The 18,577-nt window shown below is 46.9% G+C and carries 20 protein-coding genes; 19 read left to right on the top strand and 1 reads right to left on the bottom strand.

The features are described 5' to 3' along the window. Positions 1–23 precede the first annotated feature (23 nt). From ACQCT5_RS07395 to prmC, 3 genes are all read left to right on the top strand, one after another. Entirely contained in the window at positions 24–1,595 is a 1,572-nt protein-coding gene (locus ACQCT5_RS07395) for an alkaline phosphatase family protein (protein ID WP_499640495.1), read from the top strand. Between the two features lie 370 nt (positions 1,596–1,965). After that, the gene (gene prfA, locus ACQCT5_RS07390) at positions 1,966–3,036 is read left to right on the top strand and encodes a peptide chain release factor 1 (RefSeq protein ID WP_499640493.1); all 1,071 of its coding nucleotides are present in this window, start codon (positions 1,966–1,968) and stop codon (positions 3,034–3,036) included. Between the two features lie 8 nt (positions 3,037–3,044). After that, complete coding sequence (gene prmC / locus ACQCT5_RS07385) at positions 3,045–3,902, top strand: peptide chain release factor N(5)-glutamine methyltransferase (RefSeq protein WP_499640491.1); 858 nt, start codon at positions 3,045–3,047, stop codon at positions 3,900–3,902. Positions 3,903–4,010: 108 nt separating this feature from the next. Here the strand turns inward: prmC and ACQCT5_RS07380 are convergent, their stop codons facing one another. Then, positions 4,011–4,316, bottom strand: coding sequence for a hypothetical protein (locus tag ACQCT5_RS07380; protein ID WP_499640489.1), 306 nt, complete (start codon positions 4,314–4,316; stop codon positions 4,011–4,013). Between the two features lie 207 nt (positions 4,317–4,523). Here ACQCT5_RS07380 and spoIIR point away from each other — a divergent pair, with 207 nt between their 5' ends. From spoIIR to atpE, 16 genes are all read left to right on the top strand, one after another. Continuing rightward, complete coding sequence (gene spoIIR / locus ACQCT5_RS07375) at positions 4,524–5,267, top strand: stage II sporulation protein R (RefSeq protein ID WP_499640487.1); 744 nt, start codon at positions 4,524–4,526, stop codon at positions 5,265–5,267. Positions 5,268–5,333: 66 nt separating this feature from the next. After that, a complete protein-coding gene (locus ACQCT5_RS07370) occupies positions 5,334–5,774 on the top strand; it encodes a GNAT family N-acetyltransferase (RefSeq protein ID WP_499640484.1) in 441 nt (146 codons plus the stop codon). Between the two features lie 211 nt (positions 5,775–5,985). After that, the gene (locus tag ACQCT5_RS07365; RefSeq protein WP_499640482.1) at positions 5,986–7,035 is read left to right on the top strand and encodes an L-threonylcarbamoyladenylate synthase; all 1,050 of its coding nucleotides are present in this window, start codon (positions 5,986–5,988) and stop codon (positions 7,033–7,035) included. A 101-nt stretch (positions 7,036–7,136) separates the two neighbouring features. Beyond that, a complete protein-coding gene (locus ACQCT5_RS07360) occupies positions 7,137–7,691 on the top strand; it encodes a manganese efflux pump MntP (RefSeq protein WP_499640574.1) in 555 nt (184 codons plus the stop codon). 323 nt (positions 7,692–8,014) lie between these two features. Continuing rightward, a complete protein-coding gene (locus ACQCT5_RS07355; protein WP_499640480.1) occupies positions 8,015–8,443 on the top strand; it encodes a low molecular weight protein arginine phosphatase in 429 nt (142 codons plus the stop codon). Between the two features lie 60 nt (positions 8,444–8,503). After that, positions 8,504–9,793, top strand: coding sequence for a methyl-accepting chemotaxis protein (locus ACQCT5_RS07350; RefSeq protein ID WP_499640478.1), 1,290 nt, complete (start codon positions 8,504–8,506; stop codon positions 9,791–9,793). Between the two features lie 113 nt (positions 9,794–9,906). Beyond that, the gene (locus ACQCT5_RS07345) at positions 9,907–10,146 is read left to right on the top strand and encodes a hypothetical protein (protein ID WP_499640476.1); all 240 of its coding nucleotides are present in this window, start codon (positions 9,907–9,909) and stop codon (positions 10,144–10,146) included. 194 nt (positions 10,147–10,340) lie between these two features. Continuing rightward, positions 10,341–10,778: a ribose 5-phosphate isomerase B gene (gene rpiB / locus ACQCT5_RS07340; protein ID WP_499640474.1), complete on the top strand. Its 438-nt coding sequence runs from the start codon at positions 10,341–10,343 to the stop codon at positions 10,776–10,778. Positions 10,779–10,858: 80 nt separating this feature from the next. After that, positions 10,859–11,404 carry a TIGR01440 family protein gene (locus ACQCT5_RS07335; protein ID WP_499640472.1) on the top strand — a complete coding sequence of 182 codons (546 nt, stop codon included), beginning with the start codon at positions 10,859–10,861 and terminating at the stop codon, positions 11,402–11,404. Between the two features lie 248 nt (positions 11,405–11,652). Further along, on the top strand, positions 11,653–12,894 hold the full coding sequence (gene glyA, locus ACQCT5_RS07330) for a serine hydroxymethyltransferase (RefSeq protein WP_499640471.1): 1,242 nt from the start codon (positions 11,653–11,655) through the stop codon (positions 12,892–12,894). Positions 12,895–13,068: 174 nt separating this feature from the next. Next, entirely contained in the window at positions 13,069–13,698 is a 630-nt protein-coding gene (upp, locus tag ACQCT5_RS07325; protein WP_386642163.1) for a uracil phosphoribosyltransferase, read from the top strand. A 256-nt stretch (positions 13,699–13,954) separates the two neighbouring features. Further along, positions 13,955–16,270: a S8 family serine peptidase gene (locus ACQCT5_RS07320; RefSeq protein ID WP_499640468.1), complete on the top strand. Its 2,316-nt coding sequence runs from the start codon at positions 13,955–13,957 to the stop codon at positions 16,268–16,270. Positions 16,271–16,874: 604 nt separating this feature from the next. After that, positions 16,875–17,096 (top strand): AtpZ/AtpI family protein, encoded by a 222-nt coding sequence (locus tag ACQCT5_RS07315; protein WP_499640466.1) that lies wholly within the window; start codon positions 16,875–16,877, stop codon positions 17,094–17,096. Between the two features lies 1 nt (position 17,097). After that, positions 17,098–17,481, top strand: coding sequence for an ATP synthase subunit I (locus ACQCT5_RS07310; RefSeq protein ID WP_499640464.1), 384 nt, complete (start codon positions 17,098–17,100; stop codon positions 17,479–17,481). Between the two features lie 6 nt (positions 17,482–17,487). Further along, positions 17,488–18,240, top strand: coding sequence for a F0F1 ATP synthase subunit A (gene atpB / locus ACQCT5_RS07305; RefSeq protein WP_499640572.1), 753 nt, complete (start codon positions 17,488–17,490; stop codon positions 18,238–18,240). Between the two features lie 58 nt (positions 18,241–18,298). After that, entirely contained in the window at positions 18,299–18,514 is a 216-nt protein-coding gene (gene atpE / locus ACQCT5_RS07300; protein WP_499640462.1) for a F0F1 ATP synthase subunit C, read from the top strand. The last annotated feature ends 63 nt before the right edge of the window (positions 18,515–18,577 follow it).

Genomic DNA, 18,577 nt, shown 5'->3' with positions numbered 1-18,577 from the left:
CTAGATGGAAGGAGGTGGATAGGTTGTTGGTACGTTCTTTAATTATCCTATTCATCAGTACAGTGATGATAGGTTGTGCAAATCACGAGGAAAGGCAGCAAAAAATAGAGGCAAATGAGGCAAATCCAATTGCTTTCAAGAATTCCGATTCAAAAAAAGTGGTGCTTATCATGATGGACTCGTTGATGGATACCACCTTAAAGAGAGCGATAGAGGAGGAAAAAGCCCCCGCATTGGAATTCCTGATGGAACATGGCAGCTATAGTGACAAGCTGGTGAGCTCCTATCCGACCATGTCTGTCGTAATCGACAGTTCGATCATTACAGGGGCCTATCCAGATCAGCATAGAATACCTGCCCTGATTTGGTACAACGAAAAAAACAAGCAGATTGTCAGTTATGGTAACGGCCTATTCGAGATTTTGAAGCTCGGTCCGTCCAATGTGGCTGTAAACAGTCTGAATCACTTCAATAATAGGGATCTGGGGAAAGAAGTTTCCACCATTCATGAGGATCTCCACAAAGTGAAAAAGCAATCGGCATCCATCAACACCTTCATCTATCGTGGCAATCAAGCTCATACCCTTCATGTACCGGATGCCATATCAAAAATGACCGATTTAAAGGAAGAATATCAGACCATGGGACCGAAATATCTCTCCATCGGTTCACTGGCCAGACTTGATCCGGAAAACAAGCACACAATCAAAAGGCTGGGAATAAATGATACCTTTGCAACTGAGGAACTGATTTATTTGCTGAAAGAAAATATCCTTCCTGAGTTTACGATTGTTTATTTTTCTGAGAACGACCGAACCGCCCATAAAAAACCAGCTTCCATCAAGGGAATTGTAAAGATGGATCGGCACCTTCAGGATGTGCTGAATGCTTTCCCATCCTGGGAGCAGGCCCTTGAGGACATTGTCTGGGTCATCATCAGTGATAGCAATCAATCCTATGTGAAGAAAAAGAAAAAGGAAGCATTGATTGATTTAAGAAAACCTTATTCGGATTTCAACATTCTTGAACTAGGTGAGCCTGTCCGTCAAAAGGACGACTTAGTGATTACAGCTAATGAACGAATGGCATATATTTATAAAGTGAGTGATAAATCTAATTTAAAAAAATTAGCCCAAAATCTTGAAGTCGACCCGCGAATTGCTTGGGTGGCGTGGAAAGATAACCAAATGGTCCATGTGATATCCGGATATCATGATGGAATGCTTTCTTTTGATACCGGTGGGAGCCTGGTGGACATCTATCAACAAAAATGGAAGGTTGAAGGCAATACTGACATCCTTGATTTGAAAATGGAAAACGGCAATATAGGGTATGGGGAATATCCTGATGCCCTTGCAAGACTTTACGGCGCTATGTATTCCCAGGAAGGAGAATTCATCATTGCGGATGCAAAACCGGGCTACGAATTTATAGGCGAAAGTTCTCCTGAACACGCAGGAGGCGGAGCGCACGGCTCCATGCACCAAATCGATTCCCTGAGCCCTATCATCGTAGCAGGAACCGATAAAAATATAGAAAACCTGAGAATTGTCGACTTGAAAAAATGGGTCCTGGAGGTTTTGAGTGGGAAATGAGGACAGACTGAAAAAGTAGTGCCTGACCCGCAGTGTGCTAATGTGTTAAAGTGAATTTTACGAATGGATTGTTAGGTTAGGACTCGCTCCAGGTCGGGGCGGGTTTTTATTTTTTGTTGGGATTTGTTTCTTTGCTGAAATTCGGGTGACGTACCTGTACAAGTAGGGGGTTACATTGTCTTAACCGCCAGTAAATGCCGGAAGTCCTCCAAGAAGCCGCATCAGGACACCGCCTTCCAAACTCCGTTTCCATCTATTTGATTTTGACGCACCACCTAACCTATACTATAATTAGAATGTTATAGGTAAGGACAAAAATACAGATGCGGACTAATTCAGGTTTGCACACATTACATAGAGGTGAATGCACGTGTTTGATCGTTTGCAGGCAGTAGAAATGCGTTACGATAAATTAACGGAGCTATTGAGTGACCCGGAAGTTATCAGTGATACGAAAAAGCTTCGCGAGTATTCGAAGGAACAGTCCGATATTCAGGAAACCGTGGAAGCATACCGTGAATATAAGGATGTCAAAGAGCAATTAGAGGGTGCGAAAGCGATGCTCGAGGACAAGATGGATGCGGACATGCGCGAGATGGTGAAAGAGGAGATTTCGGAGCTTGAGGAGCAGCAGGAAGCTTTGGCTGAACGTTTGCACATCCTTCTTTTGCCGAAGGACCCGAACGACGACAAGAACGTTATCATGGAGATTCGCGGTGCAGCAGGCGGAGACGAGGCGGCATTGTTTGCAGGCGACCTTTACCGCATGTACAGCCGATATGCGGAAGCGCATGGCTGGAAGACGGAAGTGATGGAGGCAGCATCAACAGGTGTCGGCGGCTATAAGGAGATCATCTTTATGATCACCGGTAAGGGCGCTTATTCCAAGCTGAAGTTCGAGAACGGCGCACACCGTGTACAGCGTGTACCGGAGACGGAATCCGGAGGGCGTATCCATACTTCCACAGCGACGGTTGCAGTATTGCCAGAGGCGGAGGAAGTGGAAATCGAGATCCATGACAAGGATATCCGTGTAGATACGTTTGCATCCAGCGGCCCTGGTGGACAGTCGGTTAATACGACGATGTCGGCGGTCCGTTTGACTCACATTCCGACAAACACAGTGGTTTCCTGTCAGGACGAGAAATCACAGATCAAGAATAAGGAAAAAGCGATGAAAGTTCTTCGTGCACGTGTGTACGATAAGTTTCAACGTGAAGTCCAGGCTGAATATGATGCCAACCGTAAGCAGGCTGTTGGTACCGGTGACCGTTCCGAGCGTATTCGTACGTACAATTTCCCGCAGAACCGTGTTACTGACCACCGCATCGGCTTGACAATCCAGAAGCTCGACCAGATCCTGCAAGGGAAGCTTCAGGAAATCGTGGACGCTTTGATCATGGAAGATCAAGCGCTGCGAATGGAACAGATGGAGAAATGATGAAGAGCATGAAGGTTTACGAAGCCCTGAACTGGGCTTCTTATTTTTTAAAAAAGAATGAGCGCGACGAGAATGCGGGAGAATTATTGTTGCGCCATCATATGAAGCTCGATCGGGCCCAGCTTTTCAGCCGGATGCAGGAAATGATGCCGATGGACACCCAAAGCTCCTTCGTTTTCAATGTCCATAAGCATGCTGCGGGAATTCCGGTGCAGTATCTGATGGGAAAAGAAGAGTTTTACGGCCGCAGCTTTTTTGTCAGTGAAGAGGTGCTGATTCCAAGACCGGAGACGGAGGAATTGGTTGTCGGCTTGTTGGATAGAGTGAAGAGGCATTTTGCTGACACTACAGAAAAATTGAGTGTCGTCGATGTTGGGACAGGCAGTGGCGCGATTGCGGTGACGCTTGCGCTTGAAAATAGCAACCTGAACGTGATGGCAACCGATATTGCCGGTGAATCATTGGAAGTTGCAAAGGACAATGCAGAAGCTCTTCATGCAGATGTGGAATTTTTGCAGGGTGATCTGCTCTTGCCGTTTATTGAGCAGGGCATCAAGGTGGATATCGTGGTTTCCAACCCGCCGTACATTCCGGAAAAGGAATACGAAGGCCTGTCAATAGTAGTGAAGGACTTTGAACCGTATCGTGCGCTTGTCGGCGGTGTTTCCGGATTGGAATTCTACGAGCGTTTCATGGAGGAATTGCCACAGGTGTTGAAGGACCGTGCCATTGTTGCGTTTGAAGTGGGAATGGGACAAGGGGAAGCGGTGAAAAACTTGCTGCTTGCGACTTTCCCTGAAGCGCGTGCGGAAGTGGTACTGGACATTAACGGAAAAGATCGAATGGTATTTGCGGAAATAGGATGAGGGGAGTTGGCGAGTCGTTTCGATGCGATCGCCATCATTATATATATGGGAATAAGGAGCGGCACCTTGCAGCTTGGTGTGGGGCAAGGTGTTGATGGATTGCTTGATTTAAATGATAGCTCCTTCTTCCGTATGGGGTCTGGCGAGGGTCAGGCCCCTATTTGTCTTTTCTTCCACATAACTGACGATAGCTTGGCGGATTTCTTCCTTCTGCTCCGCTTTTGCAAAGTTAATTAATTGGGATAGGTTGGAGTCGTAAGAGATGCTGCGGTGATAATGATGGTAGAATGCCTTGCCATTCATCCACCGGCCGCCTACTAGGATTTCGAAATCAATAGGAATGCTAATATGGTTAAAAGCACTCTTCATTTCCCCAATGCGAAAAGATTCAATGTTGCACGTAAACGATCTCATATTGCGTCTTCCTTTCCTGAGAGTTGTATTCTTATCGTGCTCCGGAATACGGGATGCACGTCCTATTTCTATACCCCCTCATACATGGTACAAAACCTCCTAACTAGCAAACTATCAAAAGAAAAATCTTCCTCAAAAAATTAAATTTGCTAGTTTAGGATTTTTAACTTTTGACCAGACTGTTTCCTAGAGGGGAGAGGAATTGAAATGAGAACATTAAAAAAGAATGTAATCTTTTTATATATAGTATTGTTGTTTATGGGAGCATATGTGACGGTGGCAGGGGAGCAGGCTGCAGCCGGTGTGGAAGTGAAGAACGGGGCAATGGTCATTCCGGATGAGGCAATCAGGCTTCGCATCCTGGCCAACAGTGACAGCACAGAGGATCAGGAGCTGAAAAGAAAGATCCGCGACCGTGTGAACGAAGAGATCACAGTTTGGGTGGAGGGCCTTACGTCCATGGAGAATGCCCGTGAAGTCATCCAGGGGAACATCCCGGAGATCGAGAAGATTGTAGAGGAAGTCATGGTGGAAGAAGGAATCGTTCAGGAGTATAATGTAGACTTTGGCAGAGTGGATTTCCCGACGAAAATGTACGGCAAGTTCATCTATCCTGCCGGTGACTATGAAGCGATTCTGATCACACTCGGTAAAGGAACAGGAGCCAACTGGTGGTGTGTGCTGTTCCCGCCGTTATGCTTCCTAGACTTCTCCAATGGGGAAGCGACTGCGACACCTTTTGAAGAGGAAGAAACAGGTGCTGCTCCAAAAAAAAGCAAGTCCAAAAAATCAGCGGGAGCAAGCATCCTTGAAAATGAAACAGAAATGAGCGTAACAGCCGCATCAGCGGAACCACGGGAATTTGTTGTCGATGAAGAGCCGGAGGAAGTGGAAGTGAAATTCTTCGTATTCGAGGCTCTATCATCTCTATGGGAAAAAATCACGGCATAATCGTTCTACTTTTTCATCCACCTCAATAGAGTAGTAGTAGAAAAAATACTAGAAGAGGTGGATGAGATGAAAAAATTGCGCGCTGCAACAAAAGAAGATCAATGGGCCATGCAGGTCTTTTTAAGACAAGCAAATATTAGTACAATAGGGTTGGAAGAGAAAATTGAGGATTACATCATTCTTGAGGAAGAGGAAACCGGCATCTGTGGAACCATCGGAATTGAAAAGATAGAAAAGGACGGCCTGCTGCGCTCCCTTGTCATCGGTCCTTCTGTCAAAAAGATGCACCTGCTGCAGCTGTTCGAGCACACCCAGCAGCATGCCCGCCGAAAAGAACTCGACCGCTTATTCCTGGTGACCAACAAGAAGGACTACATACAATTCTTCGAACTCCTGGGCTTCTTTCCACAAGAAATCCACAACGTCCCGAAGGAAATCACCCAATCAGCACACCTAAAAGAAACACTCGAACAACAAACCTGTACATTTATGATGTGTAAACTATAAAATGAGGAGGGGCCAGACCCCATTTGCTTTAGTACGCTAATGCGGAGCGGGTCAGGCCCCCTATGATATTCACAAAGTTATCCACCGAACACACATACCTTATCCACAATTTGTGGATAAATATTGTGTAATGTAGGTAATTTGTTTATATTTGATGGAATGAATCCTTTTCTATTCACATGTTGATAGATTTTTAAATGAGGTAGATAAGATGTTGACGAAAAAATGGACTGTGGATAACGCAGATCCTTTAAAAATGAATTATCCACAGCTGAAAGAGGCGGCCGCACTTCTCCAACAGGAAGAGGTTGTGGCTTTTCCTACTGAAACGGTATATGGTCTTGGGGCAAATGCTTTGTCAGACAAGGCCGTACAAAAGATTTTTGAAGCGAAGGGACGTCCAGGTGACAACCCGTTGATTGTGCATATTACGAAAAAAGAACAACTTACAGACCTTGTGGATAACCTGCCGGAAGTTGCGGAGAAATTGATGGTGGCTTTCTGGCCAGGGCCACTTACGCTTGTGTTGAAAAGCAAGAATGGTGTTTCCGAGTTTGTGACTGCTGGTCTGGATACGCTTGCTGTCCGGATGCCGGACCACCCGGTAGCGTTAGCGCTGATGGAAGTGGCAGGCCTTCCGCTTGCTGCACCGAGCGCCAATCTTTCCGGAAAACCGAGTCCGACAACCGCCGCACATGTGGACGAGGATCTCGACGGAAAAATTGCCGGAATCGTGGATGGCGGACCAACAGGAGTCGGCCTGGAATCCACGGTGGTGGACTGTACAACCGAAATTCCGGTCATTCTGCGGCCTGGTGGGGTGACAAAAGAGCAGCTCGAAGCGGTCGTCGGACAGGTCGAAGTCGATCCTGCCTTGACCTCGCAGGACCAGGCGCCGAAATCACCGGGGATGAAATATAACCATTACGCACCCTTTGCACCAGTCTTTTTAGTGGAAGGCGGGTTGGATTTTCTGAAAGCAACCGTCCTGGCGGCACAGAACGAAGGAAAGAAGGTCGGCCTGCTCGTGACAGAGGAGACGAAATCCGAAATGGGTGAAGCAGGCGATGTGATGATGACCTGTGGAACAAGAAGCGATTTATCCACAGTTGCCACAAACTTATATGATGCACTCCGAGCGTTCAATTCGACCGATGTGGATATCATTTTCAGCGAAACCTTCCCGAAAACCGGGGTAGGGGCAGCGATCATGAACCGCCTGGATAAGGCGGCAGGCCATAAAGTCATCAGTGAGAGGTAGGTTCCCATTTAGCGGAACTTGCCTCTTTTTTTGCCTTCTAATCGGGATTTCCCGTGCATATCTTGGAAGTAGACAAGTCCTGAGGGAGGGATATGCGGGGGATGGCAGTGATGGTTGGAGAATGGATGACACTCTTTTTAATGGCAATAGCACTTGGAATGGACGCATTTTCAGTGGGGCTCGGCATGGGGATGATCAAACTGAGAGTGCGCCAGATCTTTTACATAGGCGTCACCATCGGGGTTTTCCATGTGGTGATGCCACTAATCGGCATGAGTATCGGAAAAGTGCTGTCGGAGCAGTTCGGCTCCATCGCCACGTTGATAGGAGGGCTGCTCCTCATCATGCTAGGTGTCCAAATGATGCTTTCCTCGTTCAAGAAGGAGGACGGTCCGCTGATCACACCGGTCGGAATGGGGCTGATCGTCTTTGCGCTTAGCGTCAGCCTCGATAGCTTTTCTGTGGGCTTGAGCCTTGGCATTTATGGGGCGCGAACACTATTGACGATTCTCATGTTTGGCGCAGTCAGCATGCTGCTCACCTGGATGGGGCTCTTTTTTGGCAAAAAGCTTCAGGGCTGGCTCGGTTCGTATAGCGAGGCGCTCGGCGGGAGCATTTTGCTTGGGTTTGGATTGAAGCTGTTATTTTTTACTTAGGCTCTTTTCGTAAAGCTTTGTTGCCTGCAACGGTAAAAAATCGGCTTTTGGATTTTTTACTGCAATTAACTTCGCTTAATTAGAATAGTAAATAAACTAAAACACAGAAAAGAGCACGATGGTAGGTAAATTTACGAGTTTATGTTGTATTCGTCAAAAACAACAATTTCTGCGAAAGCCGCTAATAACTAATGGAGACCTTTCATAGGTCTTTTTTCATTTCTGGGTTAAAGGTTAGAGAAGGATAGCCGAAATAAAACATGTAAACTATTTTTCTTCTCCTTCCTTTTGTCTATAATGGGGTAAAAAGGAGGAGTGGGGTCATGAATATTTTGTTTGTGTGTACCGGAAATACGTGCCGGAGCCCGATGGCAGAGGCAATTTTGGCAAGCAAAAAGCTTACCGATGTAGAGGTGCGTTCTGCAGGGGTTTTCGCCATGCAGGGCAGTGCGGCGTCCCATCATGCGCAAGAGGTGCTGAAGGAAAACGGTATCCCATCCAATCATGCTTCTTCTCTTGTGACGGAGGAGTCGATCGACTGGGCCGATTTTATTTTGACAATGACTGGCCATCACCGGGCGTTGTTGGAGGAGCGTTATCCGCATGCTGCCGGTAAAACATTTTCGCTGAAGCAGTTTGTAGGCGAAACCGGCGAGGTATCCGACCCTTATGGAGGCAGTGTCCATACATATCGCAGCACGTTTGAAGAATTGCAGGAACTGATTGAGTTGGTAATGAAAAAAATCATATAAAGAAACCTTGGTGATGCTTTCTTTCTTTTGGACTGCAGCAGCAAGGGAGGAGGAAGCATCATGGTGAAAAAGCGAAAGTATAAGTTTGGATTGCGCTATAAGCTGGTTTTATTTGCGACAATCCTGGCAGCAATAACGTACACAGTAAGTGGGATTTTTATTTATGTGGTAGTCAATTACGTGGAAAATTACATAGGTGCTAGTGTGTTCACGATTCTTACACTCGTTCTTGGTGTGGCATGGTCAGGTATTCTGGCGTTTTTCGCTGCGCGGTTTATCACCAAACCACTGCACCAGCTGGAGGAAGTGGCGCAGAAGGTGGCAAATGGCGACCTCACTGAGGATGTACCAGTCACAAGCTCACGCGATGAAATCAGTGCAGTAGGTGATGCTTTCAATCTGATGCTTCACAATCTTCGTGAAATGGTCACGTCGATTGACCAGCATTTCCAGCAGACGAACCGTAAAGTGGAAGAAATTTCAGACGTATCAATGCAAGCATCCGAGCAGGCTGATAATATCTCCATGACCATCGAGGAAATTGCAAAAGGTGCCGAGAGCTCCGCGGCCTCGATTCAGGATACGGCTGAATCGGTGGAAGAAGTGATCAAGATCGCGGACGAGGTGCATGAGAAGGCAACATCTTCCCAATCCTTGTCCGAGGAAATGGTAAATGACCTTGAAGAAAGCAAAGAAGTCATTCATTCCCTTGTTTCCGGCATTCAACGTCTCGCAGGAGAAAATAAGCAATCGCTCGATTCTGTAGAACGTTTGGAAAAGCATGCAAAAGAAGTGGAAAATATCATCTCCCTTGTTGGAGACATTGCTGGACAAACAAATCTGTTGGCACTGAATGCTTCTATCGAAGCGGCTCGTGCAGGTGAGCATGGACGAGGATTTGCGGTTGTTGCAGAAGAGGTCCGTTCCCTTGCTGATGAAAGTGCCAAAGCGGTTCAGGGCATTTCCGAGCTGATCAAGAACATCCAGGAAGAAGTAAAAAATGTGGTCACGCAGATCACAAGCCAGGTAAAAGCGGCAAATGTAGAAGCGGAAAAAGGAACCGCCACCAACACCGTCATCGCCGAAATGACAGATTCCGTTCTCGAAGTGGCAGCCGCGGTCAAACAGATTGCCAGCCTCGTCGACCAGCAGATGGATAGTATCCGCGTAACAGCCCGACAATCCCAGGAAGTCGCAGCCATCGCAGAAGAAACATCAGCCGGAGCCGAAGAAGTAACAGCCACCACCCAAGACCAAGCCAGCATGATCGCAAATGTGGAGAAAATTTCACAAGAGCTGGCGGCGCAAGCGAGTGAGCTGAAGCGTACGATTTCGAAGTTTCGGGTTTAGGTGGGACGGTGGGACAGGTTCCTTGTCCCGCGCGCCTGCATGAAGGGACAGTGGGGACAGCTTTCTTGTCCCACGCACCTGCAGGATGGCGAAACCAATAGATAGCATGTTGCATGGAGTCGAAGAGAACATTCTCTTCGGCTTCTTTATTATCTACATGTGGTAGTCTAGCGGTGTGGCTCCGTGTGAAGGTAATTGTAACTTTTTGTAAAGTGGATAGATTAACAAGGGAAGTGGATAGATTAGGTCTTAAAGTGGATAAATTAATTCAAAAAGTCGATAGATTATTGGATGAACTGGATAGATTAAGACCTGTTTTGGATAGATTACGGATTTCACTTGTCTCCTTATAGCTGAAAAGCTGCTAAGGTCAGCCCGAAAACAGAAAAGTACCCAAACATCATAAATTAAGTACTTTTAAAAGCAGGTAATTGATCTCTTTTTAACTATGATTCAGGCAAAATCCAACCACAACAATGGATTTTTTTGCAGAGCAAGGGTAAGATGTACATATAATACGAAATCTTCAATTTTGGAGGATGAAAAGATGAGAGTGGCAATCGCGTCAGATCATGGCGGAATCAATATTCGTGAAGAGATCAAGGGACTTTTAAAAGAGTTGAATATAGAATTTGAAGACTTTGGATGTGAATGTGAAACGTCCGTGGATTATCCGGATTATGCATTACCGGTTGCGGAAAAAGTGGCAAACGGCGAATTCGACCGCGGCATCTTAATTTGCGGAACTGGGATCGGCATGTCGATTGCAGCTAATAAAGTGAAGGGCATCCGCTGTGCGTTGGTGCATGATCTGTTCAGTGCAAAAGCGACCCGTGAGCATAATGACAGCAACGTTCTGGCAATGGGCGAGCGCGTAATCGGGCCAGGGCTAGCACGGGAGATCGCAAAAGTTTGGCTGACTACGGAATATGAAGGCGGCCGCCACGCGAACAGAGTACAAAAAATCCACGATATCGAAAAGTAATGAGGAGCCCATGGGTGTCAGAGGATAGGGACATTCGTGGGCTGCTTTGTTTATCCTAATTGTGAAAGGAGAGGGATCTTATGCACAAAGAGTGGAAAGAGCAATTAAGTCAGGCGCTAGCTGACCTGCAGGCCCAAGCATCGTTGCGAAGTGGGCAGGTGCTTGTGATCGGGTGCAGTACGAGTGAAGTGATTGGCGAAAAAATAGGTACAGCGGGTACGGAAAATGTTGCCGAGACCATCTTTGCAGCCTTGGCAGAATTTCGTGCCAGCACTGGGGTCGAGCTTGCCTTTCAATGCTGTGAACATTTGAATCGTGCCCTTGTCGTGGAGCGGGCTACAGCAGAGCGGCTCCACCTCGATGAAGTGACCGTCATTCCCGTTCGCCAGGCTGGCGGTGCCATGGCATCCCATGCCTATCATCATCTTGACGACGCGGTTATGGTCGAGCATATCAGAGCCGACGCCGGCATCGATATCGGCGATACGCTAATCGGCATGCACATCAAGCATGTCGCAGTTCCGGTCAGAAGCAATGTCAAATCCATCGGCGAAGCACACGTCACTATGGCAAAAACACGTCCGAAGCTGATTGGCGGAGCGCGTGCGGTGTATACGGGGACATAATCGTACAATTCCGAAAGGCTCCCAAGCAGTGGAGCCTTTTTTCAGTAGTGGTTTGGGACCCGGGACCTGTCCCCAGTCCCAAACCGAAAGTTTTTCATAGTAAGCGCTACCAATCTTCCTTTTCTGTTTCTATTGTGTGGACACCGTGATAAAATGATAGAGGTAATGGTTGAAAAACCGAATGAGAAGAAGTTGTGGCAATTTTAAACTAATTAATAGGATGTTTATTTCTAAAGGGGGATACCGGAGTGAAGTTAGCGCAACAGGATCAACAAGTGTTTCAATCGATTCAAGATGAGTTAGGAAGACAACGTACGAAGATTGAGCTGATTGCTTCTGAGAACTTTGTGAGTGAAGCGGTAATGGAGGCGCAGGGTTCTGTGCTTACCAACAAGTATGCAGAAGGATACCCAGGTCGTCGTTATTATGGTGGATGTGAACACGTGGACGTGGCGGAAAATATCGCTCGCGATCGCGCGAAGGAAATCTTCGGAGCGGAGCACGTGAACGTACAGCCGCACTCTGGTGCCCAAGCGAACATGGCCGTTTATTTTACAATCCTTGAGCAAGGCGATACGGTTCTTGGAATGAACCTTTCCCATGGCGGTCACTTGACGCACGGTAGCCCGGTTAACTTTAGTGGAATTCAATATAATTTCGTTGAGTATGGAGTGGACAAGGATACTCATACGATCAACTATGAAGATGTGGCGGAAAAAGCAAGACAGCATAAGCCGAAGCTGATCGTGGCTGGAGCGAGCGCGTACCCTCGTGTCATCGACTTTGCGAAATTCCGTGAGATCGCGGACGAAGTGGGAGCGTATCTGATGGTCGATATGGCACATATCGCCGGCCTTGTTGCAGCAGGATTGCATCCAAACCCGGTTCCTTATGCTGATTTCGTGACGACTACTACCCATAAAACATTGCGCGGACCTCGCGGTGGAATGATCCTTTGCCGTGAAGAATGGGCGAAAAAGATCGATAAATCCATTTTCCCAGGTATTCAAGGTGGTCCATTAATGCATGTAATCGCAGCAAAAGCGGTAGCATTCGGGGAAGCATTGAAGCCGGAATTCAAGGAATATGCACAAAAAATCATCGATAATGCACACCGTCTGGCTGAAGCGTTGAAAAAGGAAGGCTTGTCCCTTGTTTCTGACGGAACGGACAACCATCTGCTATTGGTGGATGTAAAATCAATGAGCATCACAGGCAAAATCGCGGAGAAAGTGCTCGACGAAGTGGGAATCACAGTGAACAAGAACACGATCCCTTTTGACACGGAAAGCCCGTTTGTCACTAGCGGAATCCGTATCGGTACAGCTGCTGTAACAAGCCGCGGATTTGGCTTGGAGGATATGGACGAGATTGCGTCTTTAATCGCCTACACGCTGAAAAACCATGAAGACGAGGCGAAGCTTGAAGAAGTGAAGTCCCGTGTAGAAGCACTTTCTGGAAAATATGTATTATATCCTTCACTAGGATAATAGCTTTACGGAGGAGGTCTGATGTTAGACCTCTTCTTTTTGCGTAAAAAAACGAAAGATTAACTTGAATCGCCAACCCTTTTTATGTAGAATCAATGGAAGTGTGATTAGGAAGCCAGGCCTTGAGCCGGCTCATGAAACCAATAATAATGGAATAAAAAGGAGAGATTTCGAATGGCAAAAGTGTACGTCTTTGATCATCCATTAATTCAGCACAAACTTACATACATCCGAGACAAGAATACTGGTACGAAGGAATTTCGTGAACTGGTTGATGAAGTAGCAAGTTTAATGGCATTCGAGATTACTCGTGATCTTCCGCTTGAGGAAGTAGAAATTGAAACTCCTGTATCTATCTCTAAATCCAATGTTCTTTCCGGTAAGAAGCTGGGGATCATTCCGATCCTTCGCGCAGGCCTTGGAATGGTGGAAGGGATGCTGAAGCTGATCCCAGCTGCAAAAGTTGGACATGTCGGCTTATACCGCGACCCGGAAACATTACAACCTGTTGAATACTATGTGAAATTACCTTCTGATGTGGAAGAGAGAGACTTCATCGTGGTAGATCCAATGCTTGCAACAGGCGGATCTGCAGTAGAAGCCATCAACTCCCTGAAAAAGCGCGGCGCCAAGAACATCAAGTTCATGTGCCTCATCGCATCCCCAGAAGGCGTTGAAGTCGTAAAAGAAGCTCACCCAGACGTAGACATCTACATCGCAGCCCTCGACGAAAAGCTGAACGAAAAAGGCTACATCGTCCCTGGACTCGGCGACGCTGGAGATAGATTGTACGGAACGAAGTAAATGGTAGGGGGGCCTGACCCTCAGCGCTTTAAAGCGATAAAACAATGGGGGCCTGACCCTCAACACTTTAAAGTGTTAAAATAACGGGGCCTGACCCCCACCGCTGTTATGCAAAAAAACAGTGGTGGGGGTCAGGCCTTTTTTGTTGTTTTTACAAATTGAATTTTTCGGCGAGAGGGAAATCAAGGTGTTTGCTGTACCTTCTCGTGCATATTTCCGACCCTTAAGCAAATGCTATTTGTTAGAGGTGAGGGACGTGAAATTACGGAATTTTATGATGACAGTTTGTTTAGCAAGCGGAATCATATCGACCGCTCTGCCTACATATACGATTGCTTCAGATAGACTGCAGATAGATGCATTACAAAACTTTAGTCCGGCCCAGATGGTGCCCGCGCCGCAGCCGCAATATCCGGAGCGTCCGCCTCTACCTGCAGCTGGATCAGAAAAAGAGGATGAAGAACAGACCGTCATACTTATAGTGGAAGAGTCCGAGCATGAAAGAATGCGGCGGAAGATAACTACCGACTATCCGAAACTCCATATCAAGCGGACCTATACCGCGGTGTTCAAAGGATTTGCCATCAAGGGTCCCACAAAAGATCTCGAGCGGCTGCAGCAGGAGGATGGCGTGGTGGAAGTGTCCCCGGTTACGAACTATACACCGATGATTGATGAGAGTGTGCCGTTCATCGGCGGAGACCGCATGCGGAGCTTCTACGATGAGGATGGTCATAGGCTGACCGGAGAAGGGGTCAAGGTCGGAATCATCGATACGGGGATAGATTATACTCATCCGGATTTGAAGCATAGTTATGGTGGAGGCTATGATTTTGTCGATGAGGACGAGGATCCGATGGAGACGAAAAAGTCACAGGGTATCCCCACTCTCCATGGAACGCATGTTGCGGGGATCATTGCGGCGAACGGCCATCTGAAGGGAGTAGCGCCGGAAGCGAAGATCTATGCGTACCGGGTGCTTGGTCCAGGTGGTCATGGGACGAGTGAACATGTAATTGCCGCAATTGAAAAAGCAATCCATGACAAGGTGGATGTGCTGAATCTGTCGCTTGGCAATACTATCAACGGTCCGGATTGGCCGACAAGCCTGGCCCTCGACAAAGCGGTGGAGCATGGTGTCGTGGCGGTGACCTCAAGCGGCAATTCTGGGCCGAATCTTTGGACGGTCGGGTCACCTGGAACCTCGGCACAGGCCATCTCGGTAGGTGCCTCGACACCGCCTTTGAACATTCCGCATCTTTCAGCGTTTTTTTCCAAGAAGGAAATCGAGATGCTTCCGCTTCAAGGGTCGGCGAAATGGATTTTCAACAACAGACCGGTCAAGATGGAGTATGTCGGACTTGGGGAAGATGACGATTTGAAGGACGTTGACCTGAAAGGAAAGATTGTCCTCATGGAACGGGGGAAGATCCCTTTTTCGGAAAAAGCGTGGAATGCCCGGAAGAAAGAAGCAGTGGCGCTTGTTATCTACAATAATCTCGAGGGGAATTTTACAGGATCCCTCGAGGTGGAGATGGACCTGCCGGTTGTATCCATTTCAAGGGAGGACGGCCTCTATCTAAAAAAGCAGATCAACAGGAAGTTTTCCTATGTGAGGACGACCTATAAGTGGCATAAGGACGACATCGCAAGCTTCAGTTCGAGGGGGCCGGTGACGCACAACTGGGAGATAAAGCCCGATGTGGTCGCACCTGGTGTCGCGATTGACAGCACAATTCCGAATGGCTATCTTGCGCTCCAGGGAACGAGTATGGCGGCGCCTCATGTGGCAGGTGCCAGTGCGCTGCTCAAGCAGGCCCACCCTGACTGGTCGCCGAGCCAAATCAAAGCCGCACTCATGAATACGACCAAGCCGCTTGAAAAAGAGGACGGCACCCAATATTCCGTCCTCGAACAGGGGACAGGGCGGATCCAGCTTGAGGAGGCCATGAACACCAACAGTCTCATCTACCCTGGTACGCTCAACTTCGGCATGTTCGAGAAAAAAGATACCCGTACGGAAAAGGTGATCGAGATACAGGTGGAGAACGTATCGGACCGCGATATAAAGTACACGTTTACTCCACCAAAAGCGTCAAAAGGAATCCAGTGGAAGGTCCCGATCTCTTTTACCCTAAAGCCTAATGAAAAAAAGAAAACGACCATAACACTCGATATCACCCCTAATCAGCAGAGCACCGGAATGCATGAAGGATCGGTAATCGTAAAAGCGAACCACCAGGAGCTAAGGCTGCCTTTCCTCTATATAATAGAAGAACCTGACTATCCAAGAATCATGGGCTTCCAGTTCGGATACGGCGACAAGGAAGGGGAGTATCAATACGAAGTGTATCTACCCGAGGGAGCGGAGGAGCTAGGAATTGCCCTCTATGAGTCCGACACCCTCCACTTCATCAAATACCTCGACTGGGAACGCGACCTGCCAAGAGGACTCTTCAAAAAACAGATCTCAGCCGATAAAGTGAAGGTAAAGGGGCTTGTAAAGGCAGTCGTATTCGCGAAAAAGCGTGAAAAGGAAGACTCGGTCGAAGCGGATCTTTATTTTGAATGAGGGTGTTATAGGGGTTTAAAGGGGCAAGTATGAATGAACCTATTCGCCCCCTGTTGATTGTAGTGCAAGGGGTGAGGCTCATGCGGCAGTAGCGCGTCGAGGGAGACCCCACAGGCACAATAGCGCCGAGGAGGCTCCCGAGACCGCCCGCGGAGAGCGAACCTCTGGAACGGAAATCAACAGGGGAGTTTAATGGCTACACCTCATTCATGGACACATTTCCCCAAACCGGTCAAGCAACCCGACCTGAAAATCGTGAATAGTCACATAATGTTCACAATCGACAAAGTTAAACCCGACAATATCTATGTTAAAATATTGATATACAACAGCCGAATGAGGAAAACGTTCATCATTTGGCTGTTTTTTTCTGGGTAATAATAGGAGAGATTTTGAAGCGCTTCACCTGCAAATCTTACCAAGAAAACTTTGTCGATTTTTTCCGTATAACACATTGACATTGAATTTTGGCTATTGTATGCTTACAAAGGGTATAAAATGATAAGGTTTTCATAAACCTTTTACAACCATTTTTATACATATTTAGCATCGTTTTTGAAGCAAGACCTCAGTATTTTACCGCATGAAAAACGGGGTGTTTTCTATGAATGATAAACGCCGCCCATTCCAAGCAATGGCCTTGATGTCCGCGATCCTTTCCTACCTTGTCGGCCCAACCTTAGTCGGATTATTTGGAGGAAGATGGCTGGATGGCAAAATAGGCACAGAACCATTATTTCTGATCATTGGACTTCTATTAGGACTAGCAGCCGGAGTATACGGCGTGTTGTATGCAGTCCGCCAATTCTTCTCAGGAGAGTCATAATATGCCTGAATCAAAAGAAAATCTCTTAAGGCACATAAAGTACTTTTTGTTCTTATTGGCCTTGTATGTTCTCGGTTGGGGGTTTACACCTTACCAGGACTGGTTTCTGGGGTTGATCCTCGGGACCGCGGTAAGCTTCTATAACCACTGGCTTTTGTACCAGAAGGTGAAAAAGTTCACAGACGCAATTGCATCTGGAGCGAAGGCTTACACATTAGGATCATTTTCAAGAATGGCTGCTGCAGTCCTTGCTGTAGTCATCGCTGTGAGATTTCCGGAATACCTGAATCTCTACGGTGTCATCATAGGGATTATGACATCCTATATTGTCATTATCATAGATTCATTTGTTAAACTCTTTACAAGCAGTGGGGAAGAGAGGTGAGTAGTGTTGAATCACAGTGCTCCAATACGGACGCTTGAAATATTTGGCTTTGACCTACATTTCAATTTGTCTAATATTTTAATGACAACAATTGCGGCAACGATTGTGTTCCTGATAGCTGTACTGGCTACAAGAACGCTTGCGTTGAGACCTACAGGCATGCAGAACTTCATGGAATGGCTCGTAGATTTCGCAAAAGGAATCATTAGCAGTACAATGGATTACAAAACAGGCGGAAGATTTCTTGCGTTAGCATTGACTCTATTAATGTATGTATTCGTTTCAAACATGTTAGGTCTGCCATTCGCAATCATCCTGGGCGACGAACACACTTTATGGTGGAAATCCCCTACAGCCGACCCTGTAATCACACTTAGTCTCGCGGCAATGGTTGTTGCCTTGACGCACTATTATGGGATTAAGCTGAAAGGCTTCAAGGAATACGGGAAAGACTTCTTCAAACCGATGAGTTTCCTATTCCCACTGAAGATCATAGAAGAATTTGCAAACACCTTAACGCTTGGTCTTCGTTTATACGGTAACATCTTCGCAGGGGAAATCTTGCTAGGGTTACTGGCAGGACTAGCAGTTACAGGCTATGAAACAGGCATCCTATCCGGGGTTCTTGGAACATTGGCAGCTTTCATACCGATGCTGGTATGGCAGGCATTCAGTGTTTTCGTAGGTACTATCCAAGCATTTATCTTTACCATGTTAACAATGGTTTATATGGCACACAAAGTGAGTCATGACCATTAATTTATAAATCTTCAATAACAAAAAAACAATTTTTTTAAACATAAGGAGGAAATAATCAATGGGTGCTTTAGCAGCAGCAATTGCAATTGGTTTAGCAGCACTAGGTGCAGGTATCGGTAACGGTCTAATCGTAAGTCGTACAGTAGAGGGTATCGCTCGTCAACCTGAGCTTAAATCCGTACTACAAACTACAATGTTCATCGGGGTAGCACTAGTTGAGGCTGTTCCTATCATCGCGGTAGTAATCGCGTTCATGGTAATCGGTGCGCAATAATACACCAAATATCTTTTGGTTCAAAATGGCGAAGTCCGTCTCAGTAGAGAACCTTCGCCTTTC

Source organism: Sutcliffiella halmapala, assembly GCF_050107295.1.
Classification (GTDB): domain Bacteria; phylum Bacillota; class Bacilli; order Bacillales; family Bacillaceae_I; genus Sutcliffiella_A; species Sutcliffiella_A halmapala_A.
The sequence above is the reverse complement of the archived record's forward strand: the minus strand, read 5'-3'. Positions and strand labels throughout refer to the sequence as shown.